We start from the raw sequence: 20,973 nt of genomic DNA, 5'->3' as shown, positions 1-20,973 counted from the left end.
AGCTTGCTCTTGCAGTCGTCGCGGCGGCAACGCTCCTCATTGGATCGGTTGCCCCGGCTTCAGCCGCCCACTGGCATCACCATGGCTGGGGCGGTCCGGGAATTGGGCCCGGACTTGCTCTCGGATTGTTCGCCGGAACACTGGCGGCTGCCACGGCACCCCCAGTCTACTATGGACCGGTCTATGGCCCGCCACCCTACTACTACGGCCCCCCGTATCGGGTGGTTCGCTACTATCGGCCGGCTTACCCCTTCTGGTACGGCTGGTGATGAGAAGGCCCGGCTCTCGCCGGGCCTTCGGTCAAGGTCTCCACTGATGCAACCAGCTTGCAGCGGAGCAGCTGAGTAACACGGGCGCTCGTTGCTGAAACCAAGCTCGTCCTCTCCGGTTGTTCCGGAGACAACTCGAGCTTTATGCATGACCAAAAAGAGCCGATTCAACGTCGCCTATGCGATTTTCGCCATCTGCGCGCTGTTCTTCATCGAATACGCGATCGTAACGGCGAACAGGATCGCCGTTATCCCCTACAGCGAGTACCAGCAACTGCTCCGCGATGGGAAGGTTGACAGCGTCGGCATCTCCGATCGTTCCGTGCAGGGGACCCTGAAGGAGCCGCTGCCCGGGGGTCAGAAGCAATTCGTGACCACGCGCGTTGACCAGGACGTCGCGCAGGAGCTTGAAAGATACCACGTGCGTTTCACCGGGCAAATCGAGAGCACGTTCCTTCGCGACCTGCTCTCATGGATCGTGCCTGTTCTGCTGTTCTTCGGCATCTGGTGGTACATCGGCCAGCGCATAGCACAAGGCGGCGGTCTTGGCGGCGGGCTGATGCAAATCGGCAAGAGCAAGGCCAAGATCTACGTCGAATCCAACACCGGCATCACTTTTGCTGATGTGGCCGGGGTCGACGAAGCCAAGGACGAACTTCGCGAGATTGTCGATTTCCTGAAGGACCCCACCGACTATGGCCGGCTAGGCGGCCGGATGCCGAAGGGCGTGCTGCTGGTCGGGCCGCCCGGCACCGGCAAGACGCTCCTGGCGAAAGCGGTGGCTGGCGAAGCTAAGGTGCCGTTCTTTTCAATCTCGGGGTCGGAGTTTGTCGAAATGTTCGTCGGCGTCGGTGCCGCACGCGTGCGGGATTTGTTTCAGCAGGCGCACGAGAAGGCGCCTGCGATTATCTTCATCGACGAGCTCGATGCGCTCGGCCGGGCCCGCGGCATCGGCCCCTTTGCTAGCGGACACGACGAAAAGGAACAGACGCTGAACCAGCTCCTGGTCGAGCTCGACGGCTTCGATTCCCGTTCAGGCCTTGTCATCCTGGCCGCGACCAACCGGCCGGAAATCCTTGATCCCGCTCTGCTGCGGGCCGGCCGCTTCGATCGCCAAGTGCTGGTGGATCGCCCGGACAAGAAAGGCCGTATCGAGATTCTCAAGGTCCACATGAAGAAGGTGCGCGTTGCGCCCGACGTGGCGGCGGACGCCGTCGCTGCACTGACGCCAGGGTTTACCGGCGCCGATCTCGCCAACTTAGTCAACGAGGCGGCACTTCTGGCGACAAGACGCGGAGGCAATTCCGTGAGCATGAGCGACTTCAACAATGCCGTCGAGCGCATGGTCGCCGGCCTGGAAAAACGCAACCGACTGCTCAATCCCAAGGAGCGGGAAATCGTCGCGTATCACGAAATGGGCCACGCGCTGGTCGCGCTGTCGTTGCCCGGTGTCGACCCGGTGCACAAGGTCTCGATTATCCCCCGGGGGGTTGGCGCACTCGGATACACCATTCAACGCCCTATCGAAGATCGCTTCCTGATGACCAAGGAGGAGCTCGAGAACAAGATGGCGGTCCTGCTGGGCGGTCGAGCGGCCGAATCGATTGTCTTCGGTCACCTCTCAACGGGGGCGGCGGATGACCTGCGCCGTGTCACAGACATCGCCCGCAGCATGGTGACGCGCTACGGTATGTCGGAAAAGCTCGGCAGCGTCGCCTATGAGCGCGACCCCGGCAATTTCCTGGCGAATACGGACCGGCCCTATCCGGTCCGTGAGCGTGATTATGCGGAGGAAACCGCCGCCGCTGTCGATCGCGAGGTCAAGGACATTGTCGAGCGCATTCTTGAGCGGACCGAAGGCATACTGACGACGCGCCGTTCGATCCTCGACCGCGCGGCCCAGAAGCTCCTGGAAAAAGAAACATTGGAGCAGGCCGACATGGATGCGTTGATCCGCGAGATGCCCAAGGAGGGCCTGCGGGCGATTTAAAGGATCGTGCAGATCGGAGAGGCCACCACGCGTTCAACGAGGGCGCCCGGAACAGCGCATCGAGCGCGCACTTTTGGAATTAGAACTGGCTCGGTCAGTCTCAAGGCCTTCTCCCAGGCAGGGCCAGCCGAGAACCAAGCGAAAAAGGAATACTACTTCGGCTGCGGCCGGACACGTCTCGACGAGATCGAGGGGCATTCACGTCCTGCCACTGACCGGCGGCTTTTCAATGCCCGGCGTGCGTGCGATCTGCTCCGCGAGATGATCGGCCAGCAGCCGCACTCGGGAGATGCCCGACCGCTCGGGCACGAGCAGCATGTTCAGCGGGACCGGAGGCGGCGAGAAGTCAGGCAGCACCACTTCGAGCTTGTTGGCGGCAATGAGGTCCTCCACAAGCCAGAGGTGCGCAGGCGCGATCCCGCGTCCCGCGGCCAGCGCTTCTCGCGCGGCGAGTCCATGATCGACGCGCAAATGGCCACCGAACGGCACCGCCTGGCGGCCACCGCGTCGACCATGGAGGACGAGCAGATCGTTCCCTGCAATGTTGGACATCCTGATACCTTCATGCCCAACCAGCTCGTGCGGGCGTGCCGGCTTGCCGCGGGCGGCGAGATAGCGAGGTGCGGCAACGAGCACACGCCGGGATTGGCCCAGGGCCTTCAGCTTCATCGAGCTATCCCCGGGTGGCCCGAGCCGGATGGCGATATCGACCCCTTCGCGCACCAGGTCGATCCGTTCATCGGTGAAGCTGAGATCAACCACGATGTCAGGGTAGCGATCCTGAAACGCGAACACGAAACGGCTAACGTGCAGCACGCCGAAGGCCGCGGTGCACGAGATGCGTACCGTACCCGCTGCCGCGCCACGTGTGCTGCGCGCTTCCTCGCCGGCCAGATCAATCTGGCGGAGGATCTGGACACAGTGGCGATAGTAGCTCGCCCCCTCTTCGGTCATTGTCACCCGGCGCGTGGTTCTGCTGAGCAGCGGCACGCCGACGGCGTCCTCCAGCTCCCGCAAATGGCGCGTCACCGTAGACTGGCCGACTCCCAGTTCGCGCGCGACCGCAGACAGGTTGCCTCGTTCGGCGACCCGGACGAAGCTGCGCATCCGCTCAAGCGTGACTTCTGATTTATCCATTTTTCGGCATAATCCTATCTATTGCTGATATCTACCGGATCACGGCTTCGCACGCCACCTGATCAACGTCACTCATCAGGAGCTGCTGTCATGAAAGTATTGATTGTCTTCGCCCATCCGGAGCCGCGCTCGCTGAACGGCGCGCTTCTCGACGTCGCTGTCAGCGAGCTCAAGCGGCTCGGCCACGACGTGCAGGTGTCGGATCTCTATGCCCAGGGTTGGAAATCGGAGGTCGGCAGAGGGGACTTTCCGTCGCTCGGTCAAAGTGAACGGCTCAAGCCGGCCGCGGCCTCTAAGCAGGCTTTCGAGGCGGGCACATTGACGAGCGACGTGAAAGCCGAGATCGAAAAGCTGCTGTGGGCGGATGTGCTGATCCTGCAGTTTCCACTGTGGTGGTTTTCGATGCCGGCGATCCTCAAGGGCTGGGTCGACCGGGTGTTCGCCTACGGATTCGCGTATGGCGTCGGCGAACACAGCGACAAGCGGTGGGGCGATCGCTATGGCGACGGAACTTTGAAGGGCAAGCGCGCGATGCTGGTTGTGACCGCCGGCGGATGGGAGGAGCATTATTCGGATCGGGGCGTCAACGGGCCGATCGACGATCTGCTGTTCCCCATCAATCACGGCATTCTTTACTATCCCGGCTATGAAGTCCTTCCGCCATTCGTGGTCTATCGCGTGGACCGGCTGGGCGATGCTGGCTTCGAGCCTGTGGCTGAAGGCTTGCGCCAAAGGATGCGCGGTCTGGCAACCGCTGAGCCTATTCCGTTCCGACGTCAAAATGGCGGCGACTACCTGATCCCGAGCATGCAGCTCCGCGCCGGTCTCGAAAGGCCAGGGGCGAACGGATTTGCCCTTCACCTCGATCAGGCAGGTGACGCCGGGCGCGAGGGTAAGCTCCACTCGTTGGGCTCGTCTCCTCGTCATGCCTGCGGTGGCAGATAGTCAATGATCTCGCGAAATGAGGCGATTTTTCCGATTAGCGGGCTAGTCGAAATCGGGAACAACCTATTTGCTTCGCAGTTCTTTTGGCGCCGCTGGCCTGGCTGCCGTTGGGCGCCCTCAGGGCCCAACCAAAGTCAGGCAATGCGGCTCGTACCATTTTGCTCCATGGAGGATTTGGATATGAAAGCCACCTGTCTCTTCACCTTGCCGTCAACCGGTCACACTCCGTTCGGTGGGGTCTCGCGGTTGCGTCTCCCCTTTGGCAGCCCCTTCGAACTCAAGAACGGTTCCGGCTTCTGAAGGGAGGGCAAGCCATGTCAATCAAGTCAGCCCTGCCTGCCATCCATTCCGAAGCCGGGTTGTCTCGGTATCTGCAAGAGATCCGTAGCTTCCCGCTGCTCGATGCATCCGACGAAGTGATGTATGCGAGACGCTTCGGGATTCTGGTGATCGCGAAGCCGCCTACCGACTGGTGACGAGCCATCTACGACTGGCTGCCAAGATCGCCCTGAAATACCGGCGCTACGGATTGCCGATCGCGGACCTCATCTCGGAAGCCAACGTCGGGTTGATGCTGGCGGTCAAGCGGTTCGACCCTGAGAAGGGATTTCGCCTGGCGACCTATGCCGCTTGGTGGATCAAGGCCTCCGTGCAGGAATTCGTCCTGAGATCGTGGTCACTCGTTAAGCTCGGCACAACTGCGGCGCAAAAAAAGCTGTTCTTTAACCTTCGAAAGTTGAAGAGACGCCTTGGTGCGCCGGACGATGGCGAGCTTTCGCCGGAGCAGGTGAAGCGCATCTCTGACCACCTTCAGGTCAAGGAAGCTGACGTCGTTGAGATGAACGGGCGGATCCGTGGCGACATGACGCTGAATGTTCAGCTCGGTGACGAAGAAGGCGAGCAATGGCAGGACAGGCTCGCCGATTCATCTCCGGATCCTGAAACCTTGCTCGTCGAGGCGGGAGACCGTGAGCGGAAGAAGGCCGCGCTCTCGGAGGCGCTGAGCGCGCTTTCTCCGCGAGAACGCACCATTGTCGAAGCCCGTTACATGGCAGATGAGCAAAGAACACTTGACGATCTTGCCAATACCTTCGGGATCTCTCGTGAGCGTATCCGCCAGATTGAGCAGCGTGCGTTGAAGCGCATCAAGTCGATGCTCTGCGCGCGCCTTGCGGAGCTTGATGCTGCGTCAGCGAGCGCATACTAGAACCAGAGCAAAGACATCGCTGGCCGGCTGCTGATCGATCGATCAGCAGCCGGTGCATATATCAGGCACGATGGTTTCCGCCGATAAATCACGATCCTTGCGGCCATCGGCTCTCATTCTTGCGGGCCTGCCCGCGGGCCGGCCACTTTGATCACTGGCGAACTGCTTGACGGTGGCGTCGGCGCTTCGCGCTGCTCGCGACGAATCCGCTTCTTTCGCCTGCGGCGAAACCACCATCGCGAGTAGAGCAGCAAGTACCATTAACGTCCGCATCTCTGGTTAACCTCCTTTCGGCGATGCTCCAATTTGCCGCGCAGGGTTGTTCTGCAGCCGACAAGCATCTCGTTTTGATGATCTCAAATTTCAACGTGCGGCGAGCGATTCTGGAAGTTGGGGAATACCCTCCGGCTGTCAGGCGTGGTCGATATCGGCGAGCCGGCGTTCTCCGCAAAATCTTTTTCTTGCTTCCTCTTGAAAGTAGAACCCTCGCTCCTAGGTGGATTTTCGCCCGGGGGCCGTTATGGACCCGGTTTTGGACATCGCTGAACCTACCCAAGGAGGATGTGCATGCATTTCCGTCCCTTGCACGATCGCGTGCTCGTGCGACGTCTCGACGCCGAAGAGAAAACCGCCGGCGGCATCATCATTCCAGACACCGCAAAGGAGAAGCCGCAGCAGGGCGAGATCGTCGCCACTGGCCCCGGCGCACGCAACGAACAGGGCCAGCTCGTTCAACTCGACGTCAAGCCCGGTGACCGCGTCCTGTTCGGCAAGTGGTCTGGTACAGAGGTCAAGATCGACGGCGAGGAATTCCTGATCATGAAGGAAAGCGACCTTCTGGGTGTCATTGACGAGGCGGGCACTCTCAAGAAGGCGGCATAGGGCGCTGACAGTCATAGAGGAAAGGAGCGATCAAAATGGCTGCCAAGGACGTAAAGTTCGCAACCGAGGCCCGAGAGCGCATGCTGCGGGGCGTCGACACACTGGCAAACGCGGTCAAGGTCACACTTGGTCCGAAGGGGCGCAACGTCGTGATCGAGAAATCGTTCGGCGCCCCGCGCATCACCAAAGATGGCGTGACCGTCGCCAAAGAGATCGAACTGGAGGACAAGTTCGAGAACATGGGCGCGCAGATGGTGCGCGAGGTCGCATCAAAGACCAATGATCTAGCGGGCGACGGCACCACGACCGCGACCGTGCTCGCTCAGGCCATCTTCAAGGAGGGCAGCAAATCCGTCGCCGCCGGCATGAACCCAATGGATCTGAAGCGCGGCATTGACCTGGCTGTCGACGCCGTCGTTTCCGACCTCAAATCGCACGCCAGGAAAATCACCTCCAATGACGAAATCGCCCAGGTGGGTACGATCTCGGCCAATGGTGACACCGAGATCGGCCGCTTCCTGGCCGACGCCATGAACAAGGTGGGCAATGAGGGCGTGATTACCGTCGAGGAGGCCAAGAGCCTGCATACCGAACTCGAAGTGGTCGAGGGCATGCAGTTCGACCGCGGCTACGTCTCGCCATACTTCGTCACGAACACCGAGAAGATGCGCGTCGAACTCGAGGATCCCTACGTTCTGATTCATGAGAAGAAGCTGTCCGGCTTGCAGACCATGCTGCCGCTGTTGGAGCAGGTCGTTCAGTCCGGTAAGCCGCTCTTGATCATCGCGGAGGACATCGAAGGTGAAGCGCTTGCGACATTGGTCGTCAACAGACTGCGCGGCGGACTGAAGGTCGCGGCCGTCAAGGCGCCGGGCTTCGGTGACCGTCGCAAGGCCATGCTGGAGGACATCGCGATCCTGACCGGCGGCAATGTCATCAGCGAGGACCTCGGCATCAAGCTGGAAAAGGTCACAGTGAAGATGCTCGGGCGAGCCAAGAAGGTGGTCATTGACAAGGACAACACCACCATTGTTGGCGGCGCGGGCGCCAAGAAGGATATCGAGGCGCGCGCTCAGCAAATCAGGCTCCAGATCGAGGAAACGACCTCCGACTATGATCGCGAAAAGCTGCAAGAGCGCCTCGCCAAGCTCGCCGGAGGCGTCGCCGTGATCCGCGTGGGTGGTGCAACGGAGGTCGAAGTCAAGGAGCGCAAGGACCGTGTCGACGATGCGATGCATGCTACTCGCGCGGCGGTGGAGGAGGGGATACTCCCCGGAGGCGGGGTTGCGCTTCTGCGTTCCCTCAAAGCGCTCGACGGCATCAAGACCGCGAACGCCGACCAGAAGGCCGGCATCGACATCGTTCGCCGCGCCATCCAGATGCCGGCTCGGCAGATCGTGCAGAACGCCGGCGAAGACGGCTCGCTGGTTGTCGGCAAGCTTCTGGAGCACCAGAGTTACAACTGGGGCTTCAACGCGGCGACCGGCGAGTACGAGGACCTGGTGAAAGCCGGTGTGATCGATCCCGCCAAGGTCGTGCGCACCGCGTTACAGGACGCCGCGTCGGTGGCTTCACTGCTGATCACCACCGAGGCGCTCGTGGCCGAGAAGCCGAAGAAGGCTGAACCAGCTCCGGCAGCTCCCGCCATGGACTTCTGAACAAGAGAGCGCGGCCGATCACGGCCGGGCTCGACTGATGAGAGGAGGGAAGACCGCTTCCAAAGACGGAGTCTCCCATGAACAAGCCTAATCGTCGTCGGCTCAGGATGAGGCAGGACGCGATCCACTGGTTCATGTTCTACCTGAGCTTTGTCACCATTGCCTGGATCTGCTTTCGAACGATGGGAGGAGTATAGATGCTGAGCTATCACCATACGTTCTCCGCCCGGACGGAGACCAACCGGAATCTAAGGCGACACCTGCTCGCCCTTGTATTGGGCGGCGCAATGTCACTGACGGCCTTCGGTGCTTACGGCCTGGAGCACCCGCAGGGAGCCGACGCCACACAGACGGCGTTCACTGGACTGCCACTGCCGCCGATCCCGTATCTCGATACGATGCCGTGGCTGAAGTGGCAGCCTGCGGCGGCAACGATGAAGATCGACATTTTGCTGCCGCCGATCTCCGCGCCGACCGGTATTTGGCCCCCGTCGACGCCTCATCCCGCCGGACTGGCGGCAACCAGCTGAACGTCAGCGAGCGGCCCGCGAAGGCCGCGCGCCAGCTTATGCAAGGTAGAACAGCGAGCGGCAATCATGTCGCGAACCAGTTCAGCGAAGTATTTTCTGCGCGGGAGCTCCGGCGTTGCCTCGAGCACAACGATCGGCGTCCGCGACTTCCTCATCCTAGGCTGCCAGAAGGTGATTGGTCACTACGAGCGCCTTCTCCGAACTGCGAACAGTGAGCAAGAGCGCCAGCTCTATCAAGCGCGAATTGAGCGGGAGCAGGGAATGATCAATGATCTACGCCAGGGCGCTCTCACGGAGCGCCTCGCCGCGTAGTCAATGAGCCGTCAGGCGGGCTTCTGCGCAGAAAAAATGTGCACGGCCTCTTGAACTCACGAGCGTCGGTTCTAGTTCGTTTCTCAACCGCGACCGCGGTGTGTCGAGCGCCAGACCGGGCCCGGCACGAGGCGCTGGACGGGGTATTCGACCGTAACCGAAAACTCCATCCTTGCCTTGCTTCGTATCCATATTGCTCTTTTGGAGGACTTGGCTATGAGGACACTTGATTTCACGCCACTTTGGCGCACCACCGTCGGCTTCGATCATCTGGCCCACCTCGTCGACGGCATGTCGCGCCAGCCGACCGAGGACAACTACCCGCCGTACAACATCGAGCGGTCCGGCGAGGATCACTATCGAATCACGCTCGCCTTGGCAGGCTTCGGTGCCAACGACATCTCTGTGACGGCCGAGCAGAATGCTCTCACGATCGAAGGCAAGAAGGCCGATAGTGCCGGTCGCGAGTATCTGTACCAAGGTATTTCGGCGCGGCCGTTCCGGAGAGTCTTCAGTCTTGCCGACTACGTTCAGGTGAAGCAGGCATCGTTCCACGATGGTCTCTTGATCGTGGACCTCGTTCGAGAGCTTCCAGAAGCGATGAAACCGCGCAGGATCCGGATCGGAAGCGGCGCGGCCGCTTCATCGCAGATCGAGCAGAAGAAGGCAGCTTAGGAAGTTGATGCGTGGCGGCTGAATGTGGCGCGCCAACATGCGTCACACCGCCGGATGTCTTGTCACAAGCACCAATGCTCACCAATCCACATGCCGGGTGGCGACGCGGATCACGCCGCCGCCCCTTAACGCAAGCACCATCCCTTTGGAAAGGAGTAAAGAGGGAGGCAGACCATGAGCAAGGTCAACCCTGATGGCGGTGTTACGCATCCATTCTTCCACCCTGCCGCTCACTACAGTTCGCCGGCGGAAGTCCTGAACGACAAGGAGCTCTCGACTCCCGAGAAGCGAATCATTCTGTCTTCATGGGCATCGGACATGTACGCGGTGGAATCCTGCCCCGACTTGCGGGAGATCCCCGGCACCGGCAATTCGGTACGGCTGAGCGACATACTTGCAGCCTTGCGCCAGCTCGACGGAGGTGGTGATGACGATCCGCCGCGTGGCGGTGGCGTTCCCATGTGGTTGCGGCGGCCTTGGGCCGCCGCCGTACAGCGAAGGTCGCCCTGATGGTCACGGAAGCCGTTCTGAACATCGTTCTGCTTGGCCACGCCGCAGCGATCTGGGCAATTCCGATCGCAGCATGGCAGCGGACGCTTCTGCCTCGGCTTGATGATCCCACAACCATGCAAGAGTGATGGAGATGCTTGGTCAGCGCACGATATTGGCGTGGCTTCTGATGGTGGCCCTCTTCGCGGCTCAGCCGGCCATAGCTCAGGTGCCGGATCCGAAGACGGGCGGTTCTGTGCCGGCATTGGCGCCAGTGGTTCGACAGGTGACACCGGCGGTCGTGAATATCTCCGTGCATGGCCGTGTTCGTGAGGACAATCCGCTCTACCGCGATCCGTTCTTTCGTGAGTTTTTCGACATCCCCAGGCAAGTCGAGAAGGAGGTCAATTCGACCGGTTCGGGAGTCATCGTCGATGCCCGCCGCGGCTATGTTCTGACCAACAATCATGTGGTCGAAGGCGCCTCCGTCGTTCAGATCACGACCAAGGATGGCCGCGAGCCGTCTGCGAAAGTGGTCGGACGCGACCCACCCACCGATGTCGCCGTGCTGCAAATCCAGAACCCTGCCGGCCTCGAGCGACTTCCTTTCGGCGACAGCGATGCGCTTGAGATGGGAGATTTCGTGCTTGCGATAGGCAATCGCTTCGGGCTCGGCCAGACGGTCACGTCAGGCCTGGTGAGTGCGTTGGGCCGCACCGGCCTGAGCAAGAAGGGCTTTGAGGACTTCATCCAGACCGATGCTGCGATCAACCCGGGAAATTCCGGCGGGGCGCTGGTCAATCTTCGCGGCGAGTTGGTCGGCATCAACTCGGCGATCATTTCGCCGGGCGGAGGAAATGTCGGGATCGGCTTTGCCGTTCCAGCGAATATCACGGCTGGTCATGGAGCAGATCGTCGACAGGGGACACGTCGAGCGTGGCCGGACGGCGTCTCACTGCGGGACCTTCGACGGTCGGCCAATCCAGGACGCAACGAGGGGGCACTGATCGCCGAGGTCGCGCCGGAGTCTCCGGCTGACAAGGCAGGTTTGAGGAAGGGTGATATCGTGATCATGGCGGACGATCGTCCGATTCGCACGGCATCGCAACTTCGTAACAAGATCGGTCTCGCGTGTGTCGGCCAGGACGTGAAGATCACGCTTGCGCGCGGCGAACGCGCGAGCTCAGTCGTCGTCAGAGTTGCTCCAGCGGTGGAGGCGAGCAACGTCACTCGTCCGCATTAGGTCCCAAGGCGGTGAGGCTCGTTGCTGCTTAGAGTGGCTCTGCATGACAGGACCAAGTTGGGTGTCACAATGTCGGCCTGCGCGTCGTCGTTGTTTTGAGTATTGGCTGGATGTCAGGGCCGAGTTGGAGGCAACTGCGGAAGAGAGCGGCTTCCATGGCGATCCATGCGTGTTCCGAACTAGGCGGCCCGGCTGAAGCGGAGACGGCGTATCTCGAATCGCTGATCCGCCAGGATTTCGAGCGATGCCATCCCGGCGAGACTCTTGACGACCTTAAGCGGCGGGCGTCGTTTTCCAAGGAAGACAGAGGATTGCTGCGAGATTGGATGGCCGTTGCGGCGAGCCGGGCAGCGGCTGAGCGGGCCAGGAGGAGCGACCTCAACTCGGCGGGTCCCTTTGCTCTGGCCCACCAAGCACTACCGGCATCGCCGGCTTCGACGGCATTCTCGATGGCGGATACGCATCGCACCGCGTGCACTTGAGCAGGGTACTCGTGCCGCGGTCGAGACCGCTACACGCAATTGATCCAGTTCGTTGATGCGGGAACAAGGGAGCACATTCTTGTTGTGGACGATGATGCCAGCGTGCTCGAAATGACACGGAGCATGCTTGACGATCTCGGATACCAGGCGATCGCAGCTGACAATCTTGATGCCGCGCTGGCGACCCTTTCCCGTCAAACCATCGATTTGGCGATTATCGATCTCGCGATGGCCGGCGTTTCTGGACTCGACGTCGGGCTTGAGCCCCAACGGCAGCTGCCCGGCCTGCCGATCGTCTACTGCAGCGGCTACCCAGATCTCATCGAAGAGACCGGCAGACATATGAACGTTTCTATGCTCCTCAGCAAGCCGTTTTCCTCGCGAGAGCTCTCGGCAACGCTGGAATCGGTGCTACGCACCAAAGCCAGCCAACAGTCTGCCTGACTCGGAGTACGCAAACGCAGCTTAGATCCGTGTGGATTCAGTCAATACCGGTGCGCACCATGGCGCGCGCCAGCTCTAGCTCGCTGATCGCTTGCCGCAATGACCTGCGGGCCGCGCCCTTGTCGCCGTTCGCGCAAGCCATTTTCAGTTCCCTGATATGCTGGACCGCGATCTCCGCATGGGCGACAACATCCGAAGCGCCTGCAAAACTGGATTTTTGCTTTGCGTCCATGGCGAGCACATATTCCCGAGACTGTTTGCTCTTTCAAAAACAAAAGCGGGAGCGGAGACCCGCTCCCGCCGATCTGCACTCATTTCGAGTTGATCGCAATCCGCTTCACCTTCGCTTCGGCTTGCGGCAGCTTGGGCATCGTGACCGTCAGCACGCCGTTCTTGAACGCGGCAGAGATCTTGTCCTGATCCACATCTTCGATCTGGATGCGCCGTTCAAATCGGCCATAGTAGCGTTCGCTGAACTTGCGATCCTTGTCTTCCGTCTCGGTCTTCTTCTCTCCCTTGATCGAGAGGACGCCGTTGGCGAGTTCGACCTGGACGTCTTTCTCCTCGAGGCCCGGCAACTCCGCGGTGACCTTGACGTCCTTGTCGGTCTCATTGACCTCAATGCTCGGCCAATTCATCGACTGCTCCAAAAAGCTGGCGCCAAATGGCGCGACATCAAAGCCGCGGAAGACATCATCGAATAGCCGGTTCATTTCCCGATGTAGGGTCAGGACCGGATTGTAGCTTTCGGAGCGACGGGTGGTCAGATCACGACCACGGCCCCACGGGATCAGATCGGTGATAGCCATAGTGTTTCTCCTTTCCTTGTTTCCAAAGGCTCACGGGGCGGCGAGACCGCGTCGCGAACCGCACCCCAGATGCAAGCAGTGTTACGCCGCCTGCTTGTTCTCGACTTGTTGGTGGTCACCGGTACCGATCGCAATCCGGCGCGGTTTCATCGCCTCGGGAACCTCACGCACCAGATCGATCGTGAGCATGCCATTCTCAAACCAGGCGCCCTTCACCTCCACGTAGTCCGCCAGATTGAACATCCGCCGGAACGGACGCGAAGAGATGCCCTGATAAAGGTACTGGTGGCTGCCCTTCTCGGCCTTGCGACCCTCTACGGTCAGCGTGCTCTGCTCGGCGGTAACGGAGACCTCGTCAGGCGTGAAGCCCGCAAGAGCCAGCGAGACTTGGTAGCGATCCTCGCCGACACGTTTGATGTCGTAGGGCGGGTAGTTGTCCCCGCCGCTCCATCGGCCGGAGTCCTCGAGAAGGTCGAACAAACGATCGAACCCGACCGTCGTTCGCCACAGGGGAGTAAGATCAAGCGTGGTCATAGCCATATCCTCCTTTGAGCAACATGGATAAGAGCACCCCGGACACCTGCCGGGCGCCCGTTGATCGGGCCCTGTACCAGGCGCCCGATCATGCCGCGCAACTGCTGCGCGGCTACCCATGAAATTAGAAGCGGGTCGGATCGTTTCAAGGCCTGCCAGGCACTTGCGAAAACTACAGTGTCGCCTGTCGCATGCGACACTCCCGTCTCCATCGCGGTTGATGTAACATGCGGGCCAGTAGCCGATGCAGGGCGCAGCGCCGGTAAGAATTTGCTGCACCGTGAGTGCGCTCAGCCGACCTCTCTCGACATGTTTCGAGGGTCGTCGTCGCTGCCCCACGTCGGCGCTCAACGACACTACGCGCTCCTCCTTTAAATTTTGAACCCGACCGCAGGCAGCATCTCCCTGGTCAACGATGCCTTTGCAAGTTCATGATCTCGCCATGCGCCATCATGTTCTCATTCAGGTTGGCCATGATCACGAGCGATCCCGCGAGCACCAGGAATACGATGAGCACGCCAAAGGCGAGCGCCAGCACATTGTGGGTGCTGTCCGGTCCCGTGGTGATGTGAAGAAAGAACAGGTGCACGCCCATCTGGGCGATGGCAGACGGCGAGTCCGGCCGGCACGCCGGGAGCCCAGATCGCCGTGGTGTTTGCCACCCAGAAGGACGTAACCGTCAGGATTGCCACCAGCAGCAAACCGATCGTGTATACGAGCAAGCGAGAAAATGCCGTTCGCTCCGAGGTTGGGAATCGCCGGCGTGTCTCCCCGCGCAACATCCCAACGTGTGTCGGTCATGGAAGAACTCCCGGATAAACGATGTGAAGATCAGGACTCACATGATGTCGAGCGCGTGCCAGAACAGCGAGAAACAATGCAAGCGGCGCACAACGACGTCTTGGGATCCCCTCATCGACAGCTCAAACCAGTGGAAGCATCTCTTCGAGGACTCCCCGCTATCCGATATTACACCCCACGTCCTGCCCCATAGCTTCGCGAGCATCGACAACGATCTCGGCTTTACCGAGGTGACTATCGCGGCTCTGGTCGGTCATGCCAGAGGTCGGTGGCGAGCAAATACATCCATACGCTGGACACCACGCTCATCAAGGCTGCGGACACGATCTCCGGCTACCTTCAAGGACTCCTTGACGGTATTTTGGACCGGGACTCATGAAGGCTGCGTTGGCCCGCTTCCTGAAAAAGGCTTCGTGCGGGGACCCTGAGAAGGGTGAAATGGAGCGTCGCTTGGCCGCTTAGGGCGCGTACTCACTAAGCGATGGGCCGACGGATCTCCGCCCAATTCACAACAACGACGAAAAAAGCGGAGCTTGCCCGAAGTCTAAAACGGACAGAGGCATACATTAGCGCCGGGCGTTGAGTTGGGCCCAAGCCTGCGCCATCGGATCGAAAACGGCGGGATTTTTCCGCACAGTGACTGACCAAACTGGCATGGTAAACGTCGGATCGAGGCTCAAGACACGCTCGGCAGCTGATCTCGCCTCCTCAATGCGACCGAGCCGGACGAGAGCGACCGTCAATAGGACTTGCGGCACAGAAAAGAAGGGATTCGCTTCGACAGCGCGAGCTGCCGCGCTGAGAGCTTCCTCAAAGTGGCTCGCATGAAACTCGGTTACCGCAATCGCCATATGAGCGATCAGCGTGTCTAACGGACTCACTTCCAATGCGCGTTGCGCCAGTGTGAGTGCAATTTCCCTGCGGCCCATAAACGCATGAGCGAATGCGCTGTTTCCCAAAGCAACGACATTCGAATGACTGATGGAAAGTGCACGATCAAAGACCTCGAACGCGGTACCGACGTCGGCATCGGTAAACCAGATCACAAGGCCCGCAGCACCTAGCGTGGTCGCGTCATCGCTTCTCGTGGCAGCCCGAGCATAGCGGACTGCAGTCATACGATCTGCCTCGTTCAGACCGCCCCGGCTAAACCTTATCTGAAAACATCGTGCGAGCTGCGCCTGTGCTGCAGAATAATCGGGTTCGAGATCCAATGCCTTCTCCAATAGCGGAATGGCTTCGCCCGCTCCCGTTGGCATGGTTGTGCGCATTGAGGAGAGCGCCCGCAAGAACAGGTCATAGGCATCAAGGCTGTTGGGGCGCTCTCTTCGAACGCGACTGATCTCGATCTTGCGTAAGTTCGGCTCGAGGGCCCCAACCAGACTCATGGCGATCGCATCTTGGACCTCAAAGATATCGTCAAAACGACGATCGTAGCGTTCTGCCCACAAAGCGACGCCGGTTTCAGATTCCACCAACCGTGCCGTGATCCGTATGCGGTTATCGGCCTTCCGCACACTTCCCTGAACGAGATAGCGACACCCGAGCTTCCGCCCGATACTCGCCAGGTCGCCAGAGCCCGCCTCGAACAGCAAGCTCGATGTTGCGCCGACCACAGATAACCCGGTGACCCGTGAAAGCCCTGTGATGATGTCCTCCACAATACCGTCCGCAAAGTAATCCTGGCTGGAATCGCCACTGAGATTGGCAAACCGGAGGACGGCAACCGAGGTACCGCGCGCCGGTATCCCTCCAGAGCCTGGATGCACCGGCACGTCAGAGCTGCTATCGATGCCGACTAGGCGATAGCCTCTTCCGGGGACCGTGACGACGTAGCTGTGACCGTCGCCTCCGCGTTCAAGCGCCTTGCGCAAAGCGGACACATGCACTTGGATCGCATTCTCTTCCACCACGCGTCCGAGCCAAACTTTTTCCATCAAGCGATCCTTGCTGACCACTTCGCCTGCAACCAAGGCCAATTCGCACAGGATATCGAGTGCCCGGCTCGAGAGCTTGACGGGCTCTCCCGAACGGGTCAGCCGCCGATCGACGAGGTCCAGCGCAAAACTTCCAAATCGAACGGCTTCTCGGTTTGGTTTCGGATTGGTTGTCATGCTTCTTCAGAACTCTTCAGACTCTGAAACAAGGACCTTAGGCGTGTCCGTCTCCTAGTGTCCATCGAATTTGACAAGCCGCCGTGCGGCGAGGCTGGACGAGGAGACGCATCATGCGCACCACGAACTTGGCTCTGGGAATCCTGACAACAATCGCTCTATCGTTCACCGCATTGCCGGGTAACGCCCAGTCCTGGCCCAGTCAGGTCGTGAAGATCGTCACTCCATTTCCAGCCGGCAGCGGGGGCGATGTCACGGCGCGTCCGTTCGCCGACAAGCTGGCCAAGCGATGGGGCAAGCCCGTAATTGTCGAGAATCGTCCCGGGGCCGACGGCATCATCGCCGTGTCTACCGTGCTCAATTCCAGCGATGGGCATACCCTCCTCTATACGAACGGAGGGCCCCTCACGAGCAACTTGGTCTCGCACAAGGGTAGCCTTCCTTATGATCCCAACGATCTTCTGCCGATCTCGGCCGCAGCTGAGGTCTACGTCGCAATTGGCGTCCCTGCCTCCCTGGCAATGAACTCGATGTCTGATTTTGTCACGCAAGCGCGCTCAAAGAACGGCCAATTCAACTGGAGCGGAACTCCAGGCAGCCTGGACTATCTCGTGCCGGGCTTTTTGAGGCGGGCGGGCCTCAACCTCCAGCGCGTTCCATACAAGGAGGTGAGTCTGGCAATGCAAGACCTCTCGCAAAATCGGCTCCAACTGTACGTAGCTGGTCTCGCAACCCAGCTGCCGATGGCGCAAGCCGGCAGCATCAGGATCATCGCCGTTACGAATAGTCGGCGATCACCCTCCCTGCCCGACGTCCCTACCGCGCGCGAGTCCGGTTTTCCAGAACTTGCATTCGACGCGTTCCTCGGCTTCTTCGCGCCTCGCGGAACGTCCCTGGAGCTACGCGAACGCATTAGCGCCGACCTGCAAGCGATCGCGAAAGATGGCGACTTGGCTGACCGTTTCAACGCGATGGGTATGCGAGTGCACGTTACCTCTCCCGCAGAGTTGCAAAAGCTTGTCGCAAGTGAGCGTGCCCGGCTTCCCGATCAAAATGAGGCGGCGTCGCGATAGCGTACGCGTGAGCGCCGCCAACAGGAGTACATGCATATGACTGGCGAACACCCACGTGCCGCTCGGCTTTTCGAAATGGCCAGCGCCTATCGGCAGGCAAAAGTTTTGCTGAGCGCGGTGGAGCTCAGGGTCTTTTCGGTGCTGGCAAATGGCCCGCTCGACGCGAAGGAGCTCGCCAGCCACGTTCAGGTTCACAGTCGAGCGGCGCGCGACTTCTTCGATGCACTTGTTGCGATGGGTCTCCTCACGCGAGATGACAAAGGGCAATATCGCAATACCGAGGAGAGTGATCGCTACCTTGACCAAGCGAAGCCAACTTTTCTGGGTGCCAGCTTCAATCAGTACAACCGCCGCGAATACGGGATGTGGGCATCGCTGACGCAGGCACTACAGACCGGCAATCCTGCCGCCGAGACTCAGGGCCAGGATCACTTCGGGTCATTGTACGCCGACGCGGCGAGATTTCAGACCTTCGTCGCCGCAATGACCTCCGGCAGCTTGCTGGCGGCCCAAGGCATCGCATCCCAGTTCCCGTGGGAAAACTATGAGTCACTCTGTGACGTAGGTACCGCTCAGGGGTGCCTGCCCGTCCAGGTCGCGTTGGCGCATCCTCACATTAGGGCGGTTGGCTTTGACCTCCCTGCGTTGCGTCCGGCTTTTGAAAGCTACGCTGTTGAATCGAAGGTGACGGACAGGTTGAGTTTCATCGCAGGAGATTTTTTTAGAGATCCGCTGCCTGCGGCCGACGTAGTCGTACTAGGTCGCGTCCTCCACAATTGGGATCTTGCGACCAAGAAGATGCTGCTGGACAAGGCATATCAAGCGATCCAGAAAGGCGGAGCTATCATCGTCTATGACATGCTGATCGACGACGACCGGCGCACAAGCATAGCTGGCTTGCTCTCCTCTCTCAACATGCTCCTTTGGACGTCGGGAGGGTTTGGATATACGGCGACGGATTGCATCGCCTGGATGCGTTCTACCGGGTTCGCAAAGGCGACCGTGCGAGATCTTCCAGGTGGCAACTCTATGATCATCGGCAAAAAATAGGATCAGCGTGTTACTTTGTCGGTGCCGGCTCAGGGTCAATTTGCGATGAATTCAGGATGAACAAACCTGGTCCGCTATGCTCCAATGAGCGGTTCTCCGTCAGACGGGCGTCACTTCGCTGATGGGCCGGCAACGGACCGCACGAACTTTCGATTTTTGCTAGTCTTTCGCTCGTCCGCCACAACTGCCGATCTCTCGCCTCCGCAACAGCCAGAAGCAGGGCCTTCAAACGATCATGGAAACATCGCCCAGTCGTACCGCTCTGGTGACATCTCTCATGAGAGCGCTGCATTCGCGGTCCGATCCTTCTCCTCTTCTGGATGACCCATGGGGCGATCGGCTCGTCTCCCAATCCGAGCGGGATGCAATGCGCCAGCGGATTCTGGCTCGCATGGATTCGGACGCGCGTGCCCGTGCCTTGCGGACGCCAGATTCGATCCTCGAGCAGTTCCTACTGACAAATGCTGCCTATCCCGGCGTCGTTATCCGCTCCCGCTATGCGGAGGACGCGCTGCGGGAGGCGACGGTCCGGGGCGTGCGTCAGTATGTCCTGATCGGCGCCGGGTTTGACAGCTTCGCGCTTCGTCGCCCGGCTTTTTCTGACATCGTGGAAATCTTCGAAATAGACCATCCGGCGACCCAAACGATGAAGATTCAGCGCATCAGGGAATGCGGCATTACGCTTCCGTCGTCTGTTCATTTCATCGCTGCCGACCTTGCAAGGGAGGACCTTGCGACGGTCTTAGCCCGTTCTTCCTTCCGGAAGGACGAGCCAACATTCTTCTCCTGGCTAGGCGTCACGGTGTATCTGACGCGGGAAGCCAACCTGGCAACCCTGCGCGCCGTGGCGGCCTGTGGCGCTCCGGGCAGCGAGCTTGTCTTCACCTATGTCGATCAAATTGAGTTTGGCCCGGGCGGAGGGCGTTTACTTCACAACCTTAATGCCCAGGCGGTGGCGACGTTGGGCGAGCCCTATGTGTCCGGCTTCGACCCCGGCGAGATCGCGAACGATCTGTCGCGAGCTGGCCTCGCGTTGATCGAAGATCTCGACGGAAGGGAAATGTCCGAGCGCTTCGCAAGAGCCGGTACGAATATGCTGCAACCGCCCGCAAGCCTGCACATCGCACTTGCGCGCGCAGGAGCAGGACCATGATGACGGACCATCGCAGGTTTATCGGGTCGATCAGCGCTGTGGCCTCGACTTGGAGATTAGAACAAGCGGCGATCTCGCCACGACTGCTCCGGTCGCCAAGCAGGCCGCGGCGGTGAGTTCGCGGATCAATCAGCGTGCCGTGAACGCCGGCCTGTTGGGTAATCCTGATCCTCCCGTCTCTCTAGAGTACGATACAGGCTGTGACTGCTTGAGGTTCCATTGATGGCACCGAGCCACTGCCCGCTACGAGATCGTTACCGGAAGGATCAAGGGACGCGCCGTGATTGAGGGGGAGGCGTACGACCGTCTCTCACGCCGGGGTATGCCGCCGTCCTATTAGAATAACCAAGGGCGGCGCCAATGTTTCGGGCCGCCTCCATCACGTGAACCGAATATTCCCTGATCTGCTTCCGCTTGATGCGCGTATCGGGCCCGGACATCCCGATCGCCCCAACGAGTTCGCCGGAGCGACCGAGGATCGCGCAGGCGCAGGCCGCAATGCCCTCTCGCCACTCGCCATGCAGCACGGAGGAGTAACCCTGCGCACGTGCCAGCTCGATGTCCTCGCGCAGCTCCTCGATCGTCGTTCGCGTCGTCTCGGTGTAGCGCCGAAGATGCGGCCGGAACCGTTCCAGGTAGTCGTCAGGCATATGAGCGAGCATCGCCTTGCCTGTCGCCATGGTGAACGCCGGGGCGCGCATTCCAACGCTGGTATGGGCGCGGATATGGTGCGCGCTTTCGATCTTGTCGACATAGACGACGTCGGTATCTTCGAGCACGGACAGGTGAATGGTTTCGCCGGTGATCTCGGCGAGCTTCGTCATTGCCGGTCGCGCGACGTTGATGAGATCCATTCGGTGAATGACGTGGCTGCCGAGCGCCCAGATCTTGGTCGTGAGCTCGTAGGTGCTGTGCGGGGGGGTCTGGCGCACATAGCCTTGGGACTGCAGAGTCATCAGCAGTCGATGCACGTTGCTCTTGGTGAGCTTCAGCTCGCTCGCAAGGTCGGTGACCCCACGGGGCTGTTCGCTCAGAGCAAGTGCTTCCAAAAGACGCAGTCCCTTGGTGAAAGCCTTATCCATCCGCCAGCCAAAATAGAATGATGTTTCACTGCCTCTAGCATGGACGCGCGGTCGGCAACAGCCTGCGTGTGGGATCGGCCCCGATCCTCCTTGG

General features: G+C 60.2%; 19 protein-coding genes and 3 pseudogenes. 15 read left to right on the top strand and 7 right to left on the bottom strand.

Annotated elements, in window-relative coordinates; all coding sequences use genetic code 11:
- Window positions 1-417 precede the first annotated feature (417 nt).
- A complete protein-coding gene (ftsH, locus tag J6500_RS09250; protein WP_225712387.1) occupies window positions 418-2,259 on the top strand; it encodes an ATP-dependent zinc metalloprotease FtsH in 1,842 nt (613 codons plus the stop codon).
- 198 nt (window positions 2,260-2,457) lie between these two features.
- Here the strand turns inward: ftsH and J6500_RS09245 are convergent, their stop codons facing one another.
- Complete coding sequence (locus tag J6500_RS09245) at window positions 2,458-3,396, bottom strand: LysR family transcriptional regulator (protein ID WP_225712386.1); 939 nt, start codon at window positions 3,394-3,396, stop codon at window positions 2,458-2,460.
- A 90-nt stretch (window positions 3,397-3,486) separates the two neighbouring features.
- On the opposite strand from J6500_RS09245, the gene J6500_RS09240 reads away from it, so the two are divergent.
- The 10 genes and pseudogenes from J6500_RS09240 (at window position 3,487) to J6500_RS09195 (ending at window position 12,263) form a co-directional block, all read left to right on the top strand.
- Window positions 3,487-4,341, top strand: coding sequence for an NAD(P)H-dependent oxidoreductase (locus J6500_RS09240; RefSeq protein ID WP_225712385.1), 855 nt, complete (start codon window positions 3,487-3,489; stop codon window positions 4,339-4,341).
- A gap of 314 nt (window positions 4,342-4,655) precedes the next feature.
- Window positions 4,656-5,548, top strand: a pseudogene (gene rpoH / locus J6500_RS09235) (RNA polymerase sigma factor RpoH).
- Window positions 5,549-6,115: 567 nt separating this feature from the next.
- Window positions 6,116-6,430 (top strand): co-chaperone GroES, encoded by a 315-nt coding sequence (gene groES / locus J6500_RS09230; RefSeq protein WP_225712384.1) that lies wholly within the window; start codon window positions 6,116-6,118, stop codon window positions 6,428-6,430.
- Window positions 6,431-6,465: 35 nt separating this feature from the next.
- Window positions 6,466-8,088 carry a chaperonin GroEL gene (gene groL, locus J6500_RS09225; protein ID WP_225712383.1) on the top strand — a complete coding sequence of 541 codons (1,623 nt, stop codon included), beginning with the start codon at window positions 6,466-6,468 and terminating at the stop codon, window positions 8,086-8,088.
- A gap of 197 nt (window positions 8,089-8,285) precedes the next feature.
- A complete protein-coding gene (locus tag J6500_RS09220) occupies window positions 8,286-8,618 on the top strand; it encodes a hypothetical protein (RefSeq protein ID WP_225712382.1) in 333 nt (110 codons plus the stop codon).
- A 528-nt stretch (window positions 8,619-9,146) separates the two neighbouring features.
- Complete coding sequence (locus J6500_RS09215; protein ID WP_225712381.1) at window positions 9,147-9,605, top strand: Hsp20 family protein; 459 nt, start codon at window positions 9,147-9,149, stop codon at window positions 9,603-9,605.
- A gap of 174 nt (window positions 9,606-9,779) precedes the next feature.
- Window positions 9,780-10,115, top strand: a complete 336-nt coding sequence (locus tag J6500_RS09210; RefSeq protein ID WP_225712380.1) for a hypothetical protein — start codon at window positions 9,780-9,782, stop codon at window positions 10,113-10,115.
- 133 nt (window positions 10,116-10,248) lie between these two features.
- Window positions 10,249-11,337, top strand: a pseudogene (locus J6500_RS09205) (trypsin-like peptidase domain-containing protein).
- A 155-nt stretch (window positions 11,338-11,492) separates the two neighbouring features.
- A complete protein-coding gene (locus tag J6500_RS09200) occupies window positions 11,493-11,819 on the top strand; it encodes a hypothetical protein (RefSeq protein WP_225712379.1) in 327 nt (108 codons plus the stop codon).
- A 39-nt stretch (window positions 11,820-11,858) separates the two neighbouring features.
- Window positions 11,859-12,263: a response regulator gene (locus J6500_RS09195; protein ID WP_225712378.1), complete on the top strand. Its 405-nt coding sequence runs from the start codon at window positions 11,859-11,861 to the stop codon at window positions 12,261-12,263.
- Window positions 12,264-12,300: 37 nt separating this feature from the next.
- On the opposite strand, the gene J6500_RS09190 is transcribed toward J6500_RS09195, so the two are convergent.
- The 4 genes from J6500_RS09190 to J6500_RS32185 all read right to left on the bottom strand — a co-directional run bounded on the left by J6500_RS09190 (window position 12,301) and on the right by J6500_RS32185 (window position 14,201).
- Entirely contained in the window at window positions 12,301-12,495 is a 195-nt protein-coding gene (locus J6500_RS09190; protein ID WP_225712377.1) for a hypothetical protein, read from the bottom strand.
- Window positions 12,496-12,574: 79 nt separating this feature from the next.
- The gene (locus J6500_RS09185) at window positions 12,575-13,072 is read right to left on the bottom strand and encodes an Hsp20/alpha crystallin family protein (protein WP_225712376.1); all 498 of its coding nucleotides are present in this window, start codon (window positions 13,070-13,072) and stop codon (window positions 12,575-12,577) included.
- Window positions 13,073-13,153: 81 nt separating this feature from the next.
- On the bottom strand, window positions 13,154-13,606 hold the full coding sequence (locus tag J6500_RS09180) for an Hsp20 family protein (protein ID WP_225712375.1): 453 nt from the start codon (window positions 13,604-13,606) through the stop codon (window positions 13,154-13,156).
- A 409-nt stretch (window positions 13,607-14,015) separates the two neighbouring features.
- On the bottom strand, window positions 14,016-14,201 hold the full coding sequence (locus J6500_RS32185; RefSeq protein ID WP_376707780.1) for a hypothetical protein: 186 nt from the start codon (window positions 14,199-14,201) through the stop codon (window positions 14,016-14,018).
- Between the two features lie 331 nt (window positions 14,202-14,532).
- Here J6500_RS32185 and J6500_RS09170 point away from each other — a divergent pair.
- Window positions 14,533-14,869, top strand: a pseudogene (locus J6500_RS09170) (integrase); the annotation flags it as partial.
- Window positions 14,870-14,973: 104 nt separating this feature from the next.
- Here the strand turns inward: J6500_RS09170 and J6500_RS09165 are convergent.
- The gene (locus tag J6500_RS09165; RefSeq protein WP_225712374.1) at window positions 14,974-16,521 is read right to left on the bottom strand and encodes a winged helix-turn-helix domain-containing protein; all 1,548 of its coding nucleotides are present in this window, start codon (window positions 16,519-16,521) and stop codon (window positions 14,974-14,976) included.
- Between the two features lie 113 nt (window positions 16,522-16,634).
- Between J6500_RS09165 and J6500_RS09160 the strand changes: the two genes are divergently transcribed.
- The 3 genes from J6500_RS09160 (at window position 16,635) to J6500_RS09150 (ending at window position 19,797) form a co-directional block, all read left to right on the top strand.
- Complete coding sequence (locus J6500_RS09160; RefSeq protein ID WP_225712373.1) at window positions 16,635-17,594, top strand: Bug family tripartite tricarboxylate transporter substrate binding protein; 960 nt, start codon at window positions 16,635-16,637, stop codon at window positions 17,592-17,594.
- 36 nt (window positions 17,595-17,630) lie between these two features.
- On the top strand, window positions 17,631-18,644 hold the full coding sequence (locus J6500_RS09155; protein WP_225712372.1) for a methyltransferase: 1,014 nt from the start codon (window positions 17,631-17,633) through the stop codon (window positions 18,642-18,644).
- 235 nt (window positions 18,645-18,879) lie between these two features.
- A complete protein-coding gene (locus J6500_RS09150) occupies window positions 18,880-19,797 on the top strand; it encodes a class I SAM-dependent methyltransferase (RefSeq protein ID WP_225712371.1) in 918 nt (305 codons plus the stop codon).
- A gap of 266 nt (window positions 19,798-20,063) precedes the next feature.
- Here J6500_RS09150 and J6500_RS09145 read toward each other — a convergent pair whose 3' ends face one another.
- Entirely contained in the window at window positions 20,064-20,879 is an 816-nt protein-coding gene (locus tag J6500_RS09145; protein WP_225712370.1) for an IclR family transcriptional regulator, read from the bottom strand.
- Between the last annotated feature and the right edge of the window lie 94 nt (window positions 20,880-20,973).

Source organism: Bradyrhizobium semiaridum (assembly GCF_020329505.1).
GTDB classification, from domain to species: domain Bacteria; phylum Pseudomonadota; class Alphaproteobacteria; order Rhizobiales; family Xanthobacteraceae; genus Bradyrhizobium; species Bradyrhizobium semiaridum.
Note: the sequence above shows the minus strand (reverse complement) of the source record. Positions and strands in the feature narration are given on the sequence as shown.